The 13,358-nt window shown below is 43.2% G+C and carries 16 protein-coding genes; 4 read left to right on the top strand and 12 right to left on the bottom strand.

Annotation, left to right across the window (positions count from 1 at the left end):
• Positions 1-272: 272 nt before the first annotated feature.
• From MKX60_RS25730 to MKX60_RS25720, 3 genes are all read left to right on the top strand, one after another.
• Positions 273-1,205 carry a glycosyltransferase family 2 protein gene (locus MKX60_RS25730; RefSeq protein WP_341061376.1) on the top strand — a complete coding sequence of 311 codons (933 nt, stop codon included), beginning with the start codon at positions 273-275 and terminating at the stop codon, positions 1,203-1,205.
• A gap of 180 nt (positions 1,206-1,385) precedes the next feature.
• On the top strand, positions 1,386-2,492 hold the full coding sequence (locus tag MKX60_RS25725) for an FAD:protein FMN transferase (RefSeq protein WP_076298248.1): 1,107 nt from the start codon (positions 1,386-1,388) through the stop codon (positions 2,490-2,492).
• 77 nt (positions 2,493-2,569) lie between these two features.
• Positions 2,570-3,307 carry an RCC1 domain-containing protein gene (locus tag MKX60_RS25720; protein ID WP_341061375.1) on the top strand — a complete coding sequence of 246 codons (738 nt, stop codon included), beginning with the start codon at positions 2,570-2,572 and terminating at the stop codon, positions 3,305-3,307.
• A 72-nt stretch (positions 3,308-3,379) separates the two neighbouring features.
• Here the strand turns inward: MKX60_RS25720 and MKX60_RS25715 are convergent, their stop codons facing one another.
• From MKX60_RS25715 to MKX60_RS25670, 10 genes are all read right to left on the bottom strand, one after another.
• Positions 3,380-4,090, bottom strand: a complete 711-nt coding sequence (locus MKX60_RS25715; RefSeq protein ID WP_076298250.1) for an HAD family hydrolase — start codon at positions 4,088-4,090, stop codon at positions 3,380-3,382.
• Between the two features lie 36 nt (positions 4,091-4,126).
• A complete protein-coding gene (locus tag MKX60_RS25710) occupies positions 4,127-4,591 on the bottom strand; it encodes a GNAT family N-acetyltransferase (RefSeq protein WP_341061374.1) in 465 nt (154 codons plus the stop codon).
• A 100-nt stretch (positions 4,592-4,691) separates the two neighbouring features.
• Positions 4,692-5,198 carry a metallophosphoesterase family protein gene (locus tag MKX60_RS25705; protein WP_341061373.1) on the bottom strand — a complete coding sequence of 169 codons (507 nt, stop codon included), beginning with the start codon at positions 5,196-5,198 and terminating at the stop codon, positions 4,692-4,694.
• 126 nt (positions 5,199-5,324) lie between these two features.
• Complete coding sequence (locus MKX60_RS25700) at positions 5,325-6,509, bottom strand: anti-sigma factor (RefSeq protein ID WP_341061372.1); 1,185 nt, start codon at positions 6,507-6,509, stop codon at positions 5,325-5,327.
• The gene (locus tag MKX60_RS25695; RefSeq protein WP_341061371.1) at positions 6,502-7,005 is read right to left on the bottom strand and encodes a sigma-70 family RNA polymerase sigma factor; all 504 of its coding nucleotides are present in this window, start codon (positions 7,003-7,005) and stop codon (positions 6,502-6,504) included. The genes MKX60_RS25700 and MKX60_RS25695 overlap by 8 nt, the downstream gene beginning before the upstream one ends.
• Positions 7,006-7,202: 197 nt before the next feature.
• Positions 7,203-8,195, bottom strand: coding sequence for a siderophore ABC transporter substrate-binding protein (locus MKX60_RS25690; protein WP_306035189.1), 993 nt, complete (start codon positions 8,193-8,195; stop codon positions 7,203-7,205).
• Positions 8,196-8,318: 123 nt separating this feature from the next.
• Entirely contained in the window at positions 8,319-9,074 is a 756-nt protein-coding gene (locus tag MKX60_RS25685; RefSeq protein WP_076284118.1) for an iron ABC transporter ATP-binding protein, read from the bottom strand.
• Positions 9,068-10,012, bottom strand: a complete 945-nt coding sequence (locus MKX60_RS25680; RefSeq protein ID WP_042125012.1) for an iron chelate uptake ABC transporter family permease subunit — start codon at positions 10,010-10,012, stop codon at positions 9,068-9,070. The genes MKX60_RS25685 and MKX60_RS25680 overlap by 7 nt, the downstream gene beginning before the upstream one ends.
• Positions 10,013-10,014: 2 nt before the next feature.
• Positions 10,015-10,962 (bottom strand): ABC transporter permease, encoded by a 948-nt coding sequence (locus MKX60_RS25675; protein WP_341061370.1) that lies wholly within the window; start codon positions 10,960-10,962, stop codon positions 10,015-10,017.
• 233 nt (positions 10,963-11,195) lie between these two features.
• Entirely contained in the window at positions 11,196-11,438 is a 243-nt protein-coding gene (locus tag MKX60_RS25670; protein WP_143759304.1) for a YqkE family protein, read from the bottom strand.
• A 109-nt stretch (positions 11,439-11,547) separates the two neighbouring features.
• Here MKX60_RS25670 and MKX60_RS25665 point away from each other — a divergent pair, with 109 nt between their 5' ends.
• Complete coding sequence (locus MKX60_RS25665; protein ID WP_042185654.1) at positions 11,548-11,892, top strand: winged helix-turn-helix transcriptional regulator; 345 nt, start codon at positions 11,548-11,550, stop codon at positions 11,890-11,892.
• A gap of 18 nt (positions 11,893-11,910) precedes the next feature.
• Here MKX60_RS25665 and MKX60_RS25660 read toward each other — a convergent pair whose 3' ends face one another.
• Both MKX60_RS25660 and MKX60_RS25655 read right to left on the bottom strand, forming a co-directional pair.
• Positions 11,911-12,414 carry a GNAT family N-acetyltransferase gene (locus MKX60_RS25660; protein WP_076284114.1) on the bottom strand — a complete coding sequence of 168 codons (504 nt, stop codon included), beginning with the start codon at positions 12,412-12,414 and terminating at the stop codon, positions 11,911-11,913.
• Positions 12,398-13,282: an SDR family oxidoreductase gene (locus MKX60_RS25655; RefSeq protein WP_042185650.1), complete on the bottom strand. Its 885-nt coding sequence runs from the start codon at positions 13,280-13,282 to the stop codon at positions 12,398-12,400. Before MKX60_RS25655 ends, MKX60_RS25660 begins: the two co-directional genes overlap by 17 nt.
• Between the last annotated feature and the right edge of the window lie 76 nt (positions 13,283-13,358).

The following is a 13,358-nucleotide window of genomic DNA, read 5'->3' as shown; positions in this document are numbered from 1 at the left end:
AAAAAAACCTCCTAATATTATTGTTCATTTGTAACTGCTGAATAAGATTGATAACTAAATATTCGTCGCTTACTATTATATAGTTAAAAACCGAAAAATACAAACTTAACTTTTATTTTCAAATAATCTCTTTAGACCTGAACCCCAACTAAAAGTATACGAAAGTGGTATATACGCTCTTCATCAGGAACGATAGAATCAAGGTAACCATTTCGCCGGAAGACTACATTCAGATTAGCGGACGAAAGAAGTCCTGAAGGGAGATTCAAGATATGTATGATCTATCTATAGTGATTCCTACCCGTAACCGAATCGACGACCTTACGGTGTGCATAGAGTCCATTGGCAAGCAGACACAGCTTGAGGACATCTCCATCGAGCTATGGATTGTGGACGACGGTGAGATCCCTGAGGACAGATTAGCCTATTATCGTGAAATACTAACTGGATTACCGCAAGCTAAACTGCATTATCATCGCAAAACTAAGCCTGGTCTCTGGCTTTCCCGTTACGAAGCGCTAGGACTGATCCATGCAGAAATTACGCTTAACTTAGATGACGATGCAGAGTTAGATGACTCCTTATATATTCGACGACTGCTAGATACTTATGCAGCCGATGATTCCATAGTTGGTGTAGGTGGTGTAGCCAAAGGCATACATAGTAGCATGCCAAGCAGGCTATTCGGTATGCTAACCGGACAAATGTCCGGATCACCAGGCAGATTGTCGGCAAGTATGTTTGCAGGCTCGCAATTCCTTTGGGGAGAGAAGAAGCATGTATTTGAAACTGATTTTTTTCACGGCTGCAATATGTCCTTCCGGCGCTCGGCACTACGTGATATTAAACCCTATCCATGGATGACAAGCTATTCCATAGCCGAAGATATTTATTTGTCTCATTTGGCCAGCCGCTATGGCAAGCTTGTGATTAATCCCGCCATGAAAATCATCCATCATGAGTCGCCAGGCTCTCGCGATAAGGCAGGCGTTGTAGCAAATGCTACCGCCATCAACCACTACTATCTGCTCAACTTGCGTAAAGCTCCTTTTATGAATTATGCTGCCTTGATCTGGACACTGACTTGTCTGACGGCTAAAGCAACTCTAAAATGGAATTTCAAAGCTGTTAGCGGATATGCCAAGGGTATCCTCTTCGTATTAAATCCTCGCAAGAATAAATATAGTGAATATATGCTCGATTAAGTAGCATCGTTTACTTCTAAATCTGTAGCACCGCTCCGAATCAGGATTCGGGGCTTTTTTCTATGTCGCCCGATTATATCCCTAAATGTGTCATGAAATTAATTTCCATCAACTTGTTATCTGGGGTATGATATAAATAATGTGTTTTGTTTTAGAAACTAACTTTATGGATGGTGGAATATGTTCAAGAACAAAAAAACGACGCTGATCCTCGTTGTAATCGTCATCGCCCTCATAGCTGTCGGCGCTTGGCTAATTACTAAGGATAAGGACGATAAAACAGCGGGAACTACGGGTAGCGCAACAACATCCGGAAAAGGAGAGGAAAAGTCTCTCTCTCAAACCTTTTATATTTATGACACTGTTGTGAATATCAAAGTGTTCGGTGCTACAGTAGAACAGAAAAATATGGATGATATCCAGCAGATGCTGGAGCGAATGGATATGGAGCTTAGCCGCACCAAAGAAGGTGGAGAGACTTACGCAGTCAATCAGGCAGCAGGAAAAGAAGCGGTTGTTGTTTCTGACGAGACCCTGGATGTAATTAAACAATCCATACAATACGCAAAGGAAATGGACGGGCTATTTGATCCTACAATCGGTCCGTTAATCGATCTTTGGAATATCGGTAGCGGTGGAGATAAGGTCCCTCCCCAAGCTGAAATTGATAAAGCGAAGAGCCTAACCAATTACAAGGACGTTGAAATTGATGAAGCTGCGAAAACTGTAAAGCTGATGAAGGAAAATATGGTGCTAGATCTGGGCGGCATTGGTAAAGGTTATGCTGCTGACCGTATCGCTGATTATTTGAAAGAGCAAGGTCTAAATAGCGCTATGATTAACCTCGGAGGCAGCAGTATTATTGCTCTCGGTAAGAAGCCAAACGGAACGGAATGGAATATCGGATTGCAGGATCCAGATCAAAGCCGTGGCACACAGCTAGGAACCATTAAAATCTCAGATGAGGTCATCGATGCTTCTGGTGTTTACGAACGGTATTTTATGCAGGACAATATTCGTTACCATCATATCCTTGATCCACGCACAGGATATCCTTCACAGAACGGTCTCAAAAGCCTTACCATTATGAGCCCGAATGCAACAGATGCGGATGCCTTATCCACTGGGGTATTCCTGATGGGAATCGAGGAGGGCATGAAATATCTTGAATCTTTACCTGATGATGTTGAAGCTTTCTTTATTACCGACGACAACAAAATCTATGCAACTAAAGGCATAAAAGAAAGAATGAACCTGACAGATCCAACGTACAGCTTCGCAGAGTAAACGAAAAAAGCTTGTCCCATTGAGCCGAAGCTGGCTTTCTAGGGAGCAAGCTTTTTTTGATAGAAGGAGCGAGATTTATGAACCTTGTGAAACCCCTACCTTCCATAGCGGCGGGCTATCGTCATACCGCCCTCCTTAAATCAGACGGCACGGTGACGGCTGTAGGTGATAATAAATATGGCCAATGTGATGTAAGTGACTGGTGCGATATGATAACGGTTGCGGCGGGTAATGCTCATACCGGCAATGCTCATACCATCGGGCTTAAATCAGATGGTACGGTGGCGGCTGTGGGTTGGAATAAGTACGACCAATGCGATGTAAGCGGCTGGGCTGGTATTGTGGGGGTTGCCGCGGGTTGGCGTCGTAGCGTTGGGCTTAAATGGGATGGCACGGTGGTTGCTGTGGGTCGAAATAATGAAGGCCAATGCAATGTAAGTGACTGGCGTGATATAGTAGCAGTTGCAGCGGGTGATTGGCATACCGTCGGGCTTAAAACGGACAGCACGGTGACAATTGTGGGTAATAATCGGTATGGCCAACGCAATGTAAGTGATTGGCATGACATAGTAGCTATAGCGGCGGGTTACCTTCATACCATCGGTCTTAAATCGGACGGTACGATGATTGCTGCGGGTCGAAATCATGAAGGCCAATGCGATGTAAGCGGCTGGCATAATATTGTGGCTATAGCGGCAGGTTGCACTCATACCATCGGTCTTAAATCGGACGGTACGGTGGTTGCTGTGGGTAACAACGAACATGGACAATGCGATGTAAGCGGGTGGCGCGGCATCCAACTATCTGGAAATTAGTTATAAAAAAATGAAAGCCATGCGCAGATTTCTCTCGCATGGCTTACTAATATCTCTGGAGGACTTGTTCTCTCACACAAGAGGAAGCTCGCCAAATTCCTTATAATTAGTAAAAATATAACTAGGCTTATGATCCGTAGCCGGTTGTCTGCCTCTCGGATTGTACCAGCAAACCTTCCATCCAGCCGCAAGTGCTCCAACTACATCGTTAGCCCAAGTATCCCCTATATAAAGCGAATTGTCCGCTAAAGTACCCGTCTTTTGGTTTACGTGTATGAATATTTCTGGGTCCGGTTTAGCAAGACCTACAGCATCAGAAATAAAGATCATGTCCTCGGGAATAATCTGATCTAAGCCTAGTCCACGAATCTTACTCATCTGATGATCCTTCGGTCCATTCGTAATAATACCTACCTTATGACCGTCCGCAATAAATCGTTCAAGATGCTCACGCACGCCATCAATCATCTGAATCGTATATTGACGTCCAATATATGCCGCTTGAACCGCTGTGGCTTGATCACGATCAATCTGCAAACCATACTCGGCAAAAGCAAGCTCCAAACGGCGCACCCTCGTCTCTTCAAGCGGAATCTCACCGCGCAAATACATCGGCCACAACACATCGCTATGATGTCTCACTTTATAAAATAATTCCGCAAAGTCCAGACTACTCTCATCTGGGCTGAGCACTTCCCGTACCGCTTCTTTAAATGGTACCAGATGATCATACAACGTATCATCGAGGTCAAAAAAGATTGCCAACTTATGACTTGTTTCCACTTTAACGCCCCTTACTCGTCTTTCTCTCTAGCTGCTTTAGAAAAAAAGGTTATAGGTAAAAAATTCATCATCCCGAATGTAGCCATGCGTTTCATATAACCGCTGCGCCAGCACATTCTCTGTCATCGTTGTCAGGGATAAGCCCTTCGTATTCGTAGAGACCGCATAATCTCTAGCACTTTCCAGTAGCATAGCACCTAGCCCTTGCCCTCGGATTTCTGCAGTAACGAACAAATCATTCAGGATCCAGAGGCGCTCCATCGTAACCGATGAAAAAGAAGGATAGAGCTGTGTGAAGCCCCGCGCGCGTTTCTCATCGCCTTTCCCCTCAACCACCATAAGGATCACAGATTCATTCAGCTTTAGTCTGTCGGCTAAGAAGGCGCGTGCACCTTCCCGATCTGAGGCTGCTCCATAAAATACTCGATACTCATCAAATAATGGGATGAGCCGTTCTAAATCATCCAGAACCACTCGTTCTATTCGATAATTGTTCATCATCAGCGCTCACTTTCCGGCTTCGCCCGTTTTAACCTCATTGTAAATGGTTACCGAGCCGTTCACCATGGAGAGAACGCCGAATGATTTGGACAATTGAGCCTTATTCCTTTGATTCATAGAACACATGCCGGGCACTAACTTTACCCGCTTCGATATCTAAAATTCCGAAAGAATACAATTTCTCACGCCGCTTATCTGTAGGAGAACCTGGATTAAATAGCAGGATACCATTCTCCTCTCTTAGCAAGGGCTGATGTGAATGACCAAAGAGAATACAATCCACCTCATCATTCGCAAAAGCAAGCAGTGCGTTCCCATCCGTTCCTTTACGGGAATGTGGCGTATGTCCATGTACCATGCCAATCCGGATTCCTTCAAGGGTAATGATCTTGCGCTCTCCGAAACGCGCAATGATCTCATCGCCATCATTATTTCCAGCAATCCCCTCTACCGGTGCTAGTTCTGACAGTAAATCATAGATTCCCATACTCACCCAATCACCGAGATGCAAGATTAAATCCACATTTTTAAACTCTTCAATCAGTGCCTTTGGCAGAGACTTGGCCATTCTTGACATATGTGTATCAGATACGACTCCTACTTTCATAAATCTCAGCTCCTAATCTATCATACTCAACTTTGGTTATCACACATATCCATAAATCTAATATTCAAATAATTGTACGATTTGCTTCAGCGAGAAGCAAGTTCTGTGACTTCTTCCGCTCCGCCGCTAGTTCTCTCTATCCCGCCAATTCCATAGTCTTACTTCCCCAACACGCATATCGCTGACCCAGGTTTCTTCCTTCAGCTTGAGCAGTTCTTTCACCGGACCGGTTACAACAGCTCCATAGAGCTTAACTCCATTCTTCTCTATATAACTAATGGAATCATCCAGATCAATAAATGGAATCACCCTTTTGGAGATGGATTTATACTCTTGCATCAAGTGCAGCGTCTTGAGGAAGTTCGCATTACGCAGTTCACCATCCCCATAGGACTCAACAGAAGGAGAACTACTCGATCGGCTAGTCACCCCTCCGAACCATCCTCGCTTTTCCTTTGATTCCTGGACCACTTTCATATCATCATCATGCCAAATTGGCATATATGGAAATCCTAATGGGTCATTAATTCGTGTCCGTGGGCCTGTATCTGCCGCAAACCACAAAGGCTGAAGATTCTTAGGTTCAAACTTCTTCAACAACTCATCTGTCGTAAATAATTGGTTAAAAGACAAGTAAGCCTCTGCTACTGTTCCTTCCGGGAGCTTCTTAAGCCTCTCCCACTCACTGTTATCAGTCATACTATTTGTAGCAGACTGCTCCCCCTGTGGATACACAAAATAATATCTACCACCTCTACTTTCATTCGTCCATGAATAGTTGTAGAGTCTAGCCCATCCAAATAAAAGCTTCATGGAATAATCTCCAACAGTAATTTTTTCATCTCCCACTTGTTTCTCTATCTTACTTGTCAGATTCATACTAAAAAATGGACCGGTACCACTGCTCAAATGTACAATCGTATTCGGCTGTGAGACAGCAATAGCGGAAGAAACAACATCACGGTATTTCTCTACTCTCTCCCCAGTACCATAAAATATCGCAGTGATAAAACTGCAAATAATCATGAATATTAAGAACGCAGAGATTACCGTTAAAGTATTCGATATACGAGCTCTCCATTTTCCACGGCGGATGATCTTTTTTTCCTTGCCAGGTCTGTTTCTTTTACTCTTTCCGAATTTTATGCTCTTATCCTCACTTGAAGCTTGCTTTTCTTCACCCATGAGTTCATCCAGATAAGCCTGATAAGCTTCCATCTTCTCTAACTCACGCTCCACTTCATCCCTATCCTCGTCAGCAAGGGTACCTTCGCCGTACTTTCTTAACTTCTCCTTGAACTCCTCACTCATGTTCCTTCCTCCTCCGCTCTGCTTCACGCAGCTTCTGTCTAGCTCGAAAGATTAAGATCTTATATTGGGACAGACCCACATTCATAATATCCGATGCTTCCAGATAACTAAGACCATGAAAATCATGTAGTAGCAGTGCATGCCTCTGATTGTCCGGTAGCTCACCTATCGCAATCCTCATCTCTTCCCAACGTTCCTGCCGAAGCAGTGTGCTTTCCGTGGTATCTGGATGGGCGAGCTGTTTAAAAAAATCCTCACTCTGAACAGTACTGCGTCCTTCCTTCCGCTTATAATCTACGAAGGCATTGTACGCGACACGGAACAACCACGGCTTAATCTTCTCGTCTTTACAATCCTCCAAATATAAATAAGCACGGTAAAAGGTCTCCTGCATTAAATCTTCGGCCGCGTGATGATCACCACAAAGGGAGCGCAAATAGCGGTAAATATCCATCACATACATCTGATATATTTCATCCAGTGAATTTCGCTTCATGCACTCCCCCCTTAACCTAACCACGTATACTCGCATAAAAAGTTACAGCTAAATTTAGCAACTAGTATGAATATACCAGTATTTCTATGGAAGAATGCGAAAAAAAGCCCGCTGACAAGGAGGTTAACTCCTGCCAACAGGCTTGTTAATAATTATCTGAATATTCATTGATCATTCAATTCCCCAGGTTACTCTGCTTACAGAACAACCTCAACTTCCTTGAGCATTTCGCTAACAGAGATTAAACCGCCACCGGACAAGTACCAGTAGTTAGGATCTAGGTAAATGATTTTACCATTTTTAAAAGCATTCGTGTTCTTCACGAGATCGTTCTCAACCGCATCCTTCGCTGAGCCAGATTTGCTGCCATCACTCTTCACAGCCGCATCTCTATCTACTACGAACAGATAATCGGGATTCTTGTCGGCTACATATTCGTAAGATACGCTTTGACCGTGAGTGGATACTTCGATTTTATCATCCGCTTGTGCAAATCCGAATACATCATGGATAATACCAAAACGTGAACCTGAACCATAAGCACTGATTTTTCCTTCATTGGCAAGAATAATAAGAGATTTTTTACCATCCGCTTTAGCTTTCTCATTCAGAGCTTTAACGGAGTCAGTAATAGTCGCAAGCTCAGCTTCTACTTCAGCTTCCTTGCCAAAAATTTGGCCCAGCGTCTTCACATTTTTCGTGAAGGATTCCATGTAATTCGCATTATCTACAGCAACGTACAATGTAGGTGCAATTTTGCTGAATTCATCATAAGAATCTTGCTGTCTGCCGGAAATGATGATCAGATCAGGAGAAAGACTATTTATTTTTTCGAAGTCAGGCTCTTTCAAACCACCGACATTCTCATATTTGGCATCGCTATATTTAGAGAGATAAGAGGGTACATTGCTTTGAGGCACTCCAGTCACCTCTACGCCCAGTTTATCCAAAGTATCGAGTGTACCGAAGTCAAATACAACCACTTTCTGCGGGTTAGTCTTAATCGTAATTTCTCCAAGTTCATGCTTAATAGTAAGCTCTTTGGATTCTGTATTCGGTGCAGTGTTAGCCTCTGTATTGCCTGCCGCTGCTGTATTATTATCTGAAGTTGCTGCATTATTGGAGCCACAGGCCGCCAAGATTACGGCAAGAAACACTGTCATAATTAGTAAAGATACGTTCTTCTTCAAAATATTCACCCCTATAATTTATAGTCAAGCTATTTGAATTATTCGCGTATACGTCAAGAAGCTGGCGCCTATCACTTCTAGCGTTACGTCATAATAATTTCCGAAATATAAGCGGAGTCTTGTTTAAAAATAGACACCAATTTTACGACCACCTATTGTTTCTATAGGGATATCCATGTCATATACATCCCTAAGCACTGCTGTATCAATAATTTCATCCACCGTACCCGATGAAGCTACCCGCCCATTCTTGAGCGCTACAATGTAGTCAGAGTAACAAGAAGCGAAATTAATATCATGAATGACGAGCACAATCGTCTTGCCCTTCTCTTCTACCAATCGGCGTAACACCTTCATAATTTGTACAGAATGCTTCATATCCAGATTGTTGAGTGGTTCATCGAGCAAAATATACTCAGTGTCCTGAGCCATAACCATCGCAATATACGCTCTCTGACGTTGTCCACCGCTAAGCTGATCAATATATTTATCCTGCATCTCTTGAAGGTCCATGTAAGCAATCGCTTCGTCAACGAACCCTCGATCCTCAGGTGTGAGCTTCCCTTGTGAATAAGGGAACCTTCCGAAAGAAACAAGCTCCTTCACGGTAAGACGTACGCTGATATGATTGGACTGCTTTAGTACCGATATTTTACGAGCAAGTTCATTACTCTTACAGCTGCTAATTTCCTTCCCTTCGATCAGTACCTCTCCCGCGTCTTTGGAGATAAGTCTACTGATCATGGAAAGCAACGTGCTTTTACCAGCTCCGTTTGGGCCGATAAACGAGGTAATAGTACCCTTTTTAATGGATAAAGACACATCGTCAACGACGGTAACTCCGCCATAACGCTTGGTTACATGCTTAACTTCTACCACGACTTATTCTCCTTTAACAGCAGATAGACAAAGTAGACGCCACCTGCAAAATTAATGATTACACTAACCGTAGTAGTGAATCCAAACACACGTTCAACTAGAAACTGTCCCCCGACAAGCGCTATAATACTTAGCAAAATCGTGCCGGGAATCAGATAGGAATGCTTATACGTACGGAACAACTGATGCCCCACATTGGCTACTAATAAACCCAAGAAAGTGATCGGCCCTACTAAAGCCGTTGATATCGAAACGTAGATGGATACAATAACTAACAGCCTTTTGACTACATAGTCATAATTGATCCCTAAGTTAATGGCTTCATCTTTTCCTAAAGAAATAACATCTAAATACTTCACAAATCGCATGAAATACAGCGTAGTTAGCGCTAGAACAACTGTAGACAATATCAGTAGATCACTGCTGACGTTGTTGAAGCTGGCGAACATTTTTCCTTGTAGAATCAGGAATTCATTCGGATCAATGAGCACTTCCATAAAAGAAGATGCACTCTGGAACATCGTCCCCATAATAAGTCCTACGAGCAGCAGGAAGTATATGTTTTGACCCTCTCTGCGGAACATTAGCTTATACAGCACACCTGAGAACAGAACCATGATGCAAGCTGAGAACAAGAAATTCACATTTTTATTCATAAACGTCATATTTGATGAGCCTAGGGCGTATACACCGAACGTCTGGATCAACATGTACAAAGAGTCTAGCCCCAGAATACTAGGTGTCAAAATCCGATTGTTCGTAATGCTCTGAAAAACTACGGTAGAGACAGCTATCACCGCTCCGGTAATTAAGATGGCCGCCAGCTTTCTCCCCCGACTGGGTAGAACATAATCCCAATTTCCCATAACATGATAGGTCATAAACAAGACGATGAGAGCAACAGCGCTTAAGGATAATATAGTTAGTTTCGTCTTCATCACTAATTCGCCTTTCTTCTCATCAGCAAGTAGATAAATAGACCACTTCCGATGACGCCTACCGTGAGACTGATGGATATTTCGTATGGATATATAATGAGCCTGCCCAGAATATCACAGAACAGGAGGAACACCGCACCTAGAATGGCAGTATGCGCCAGATTTTTTTTCAAGTTATCGCCTATGTATAGCGTTACTATGTTAGGTACAACAAGACCCAGGAATGGAATCGTACCTACGGTTAAAATAACAACTGAAGAGATTAACGCTACAATCACCAATCCTACGTTCACTACCGCTTTGTAGTTCATACCGAGATTGACGGAGAAATCCTCCCCCATACCGGCAACGGTGAACTTATTGGCGAAAACATACGCGAGAATGACAAGTGGAATACTGATATAGATTAATTCGTATTGACCCTTAATAATCGTTGAGAAATCGCCAAGCATCCAAGACGAGATATTCTGAACCAAATCATTTTTGTAAGCAAAAAATGTAGTAATCGAGCCTACAATGTTCCCGAACATGAGTCCGACCAGCGGGATAAAAATACTATCCTTGAACTTGATCCGATCTAAGATTCTCATAAATATAAATGTTCCTAGTAGGGCAAAAACAAAAGCAACGAGCAGCTTCTGCATCGGTGTCGCCCCTGTGAACAGCATCAGGGACACGAGAATACCGAATTTCGCGGAATCCATCGTGCCCGCCGTAGTGGGAGAAACGAATTTATTTCGTGATAATTGCTGCATAATTAATCCGGCAATACTCATGCTTACACCAGCTATAATCAGTGCAGCTAAGCGTGGAATCCGGCTGACTAGCAGAGTCTGTATCTGAGATTCCGTAAGCGAAAAAAGATCCAAAGGTGAAATGTCTTTTACGCCTATAAACAAAGATATAAATGAGAATACTATTAGAACTAGGGACAAATATTTTAGTTTCATGAGTTGTTCCTTATCTGTTTAATAGTTAAATAGTTTGACAAATAGATGATATTATCGGTATTGATAATGATTTTCATTTGCACTATGTTCGATTATACCTAAGCCCACTTTGAGGGTCAACCCTTTCGTATAGTAAAATTTAAAACAATTGAATTTTATAAATAACATTAAAAAAAGAGACACCCTAATAGGCATCTCTTTATCACATGATCTATTTCCGCTAGCTATAGCAGTTATTTATACTTGTGCCAATCCTGATTACTGTTCTCCAACAGATGTGCAAAATCATTCTCAAGCCGCTTTTGCTCAGCTTTTCGCTGATCTTCAACCGCTTTACGAGCAGCTTCCTTGCGGTCATTCTCTTCCGCTTTCAACGCATCAGATTGTGCCTTCAGCTTTCCAAGAACATCACTGCTCAATAGGTCTTTTAGCGTAGCTGGTCCATCGGTCGCAGCAGGACGCGGAGTGGTAGGCATTTTCTTTTTTTTAGCCACTGTCAATCATCCCTTCTAGTTATGAATTAAATTGGAATTTGTTTAAATTATTGGTCTTTTCGTTTATAATGTTCACTAAGAGGTGAGCCATATGAAGTCCACTGATTTATGTCCCCAGCTACAAAAAAGTATGGATATTATCGGCAGGCGTTGGACAGGTTTAATTATCTACCAGCTCCTCCAAGGACCGCAACGTTTCAATGTGATTGAAGCAGCCTTGCCCATCAGCGGAAGATTGCTCTCCGAACGACTTAAAGAGCTGGAACTGGAAGGGATTGTCCTTCGAGAAGTATTCCCTGAGACACCTGTGCGAATCCAATATTCCTTAACGGATAAAGGACTTGCCCTGGAGACAGTTATCCGGGATTTGCAGCGTTGGTCAAAAATATGGATTGATTGTGACACAAATAGTGTAAGCTCAACACTCAAAATGTAAGCGTTTCAATTGTGGCAATTAGATTTTAAGTCCAACAATCACTAAATCACGTTCTATACCATCCAATTCAGCTACACCGGGTAGTAATCCCCACTGCTTAAAACCGAATTTTTCTAGCAAACCAAGGCTTGGATCATTATGTCCGAACACAAAACCAACTAGATTCTTAATGCCGAGACTAGGTGCTTTCTCAATGGCCTCTTTCAAAAGAATTCTACCGGCTCCACCACCACGGAACTTTTCACTCACGTATACACTAATTTCTGCTGTTGCATTATACGCTGGACGACCATAGAAGGATTGAAAGCTGAACCATGCCGCAATCTCATCTCCCTGCCTAAGTACCCATAAAGGACGATGGTGGCTGTTATGCTCATTGAACCATTTTTCTCTGTCTGCAACAGTAATAGGTTCCAGATCCGCAGTTACCATCCGTCCAGCAATCGTTGAGTTATAAATCTCCACAATAGCTGTTAAGTCTGTAGGTTTTGCATCTTCAATCCTGCTATTCTCCCAATTCATCCCTTGATTCCTCCAAATGTGTTAATTCACTCAGGCCGACCTGCTCCTGGCTCCATTGCCACAGCCGCTGCGCCTCTTGTTTATTCTGTGCTCTGGGAGTCAGCTCCTGATTCTTTCGTCGATAATAATATTGACCGGTTACCTCTTGCAAATCCGATTCTGTAGCCAAATAGATCGCTGTATCGGCTCCTTGTTCAGGAGTTAAAAAGAAGTATGACAGCAGCTTAAGGATCGACTTGCCAAAGCCTGTCTCCCGGTTAACACCTATATTTGTGCCCACTGCTCCTGGATGCACGCAATTCACCGTTACTCTTGTCCCTTGCAGGCGTGCTGCCAACTCTTTCGTGAATAGTATATTGGCTAACTTGGATCGAGCATAGGCTTTTGCGGGATTGAAACGGCGTGCGAGAGTTGGATCTTCATAGTGAAGTGCACCTATTTTGTAAGCACCGGAAGCAACCACAACGATACGGCCTTGCTCTGCTGCTTTTAAAGGCTCCAGTAACAGATTCGTGAGCAAAAAATGACCCAAATGGTTCACACCAAGATCCATCTCAAAGCCGTCCTTCGTAAGCTGACGCTTAATCGTGACTACCCCAGCGTTATTGATGAGTATATCTAGAATCGGATATTTCCGGGTGAATTCCTCCGCAAAACTGCGAATGCTCTCCAGCGAGGCCAGATCACACAACATCAGCTCGATATCCACGGAGTGGCTCTTTTGCTTGGCGGCAGCCAGTGCTTCCTCTCCACGCTGGCGATTACGGCATACCATAATTACTTTGGCTCCCTTGCGAGCCAGTTCAACTGTCGTCGCTAGCCCCATACCAGAATTCGCTCCAGTTACAAGTGCAATTTTACCTCTCATCCCAAGAATCACTCCTCTCTCAACAACCGTACCCCAATAAGCTTCCGCCTAACCTTACGAGAAGTATATTTAAGAT

The organism is Paenibacillus sp. FSL R5-0914 (genome assembly GCF_038004525.1).
GTDB lineage: Bacteria > Bacillota > Bacilli > Paenibacillales > Paenibacillaceae > Paenibacillus_AQ.
This window is presented reverse-complemented; position numbering and strand designations above follow the sequence as displayed.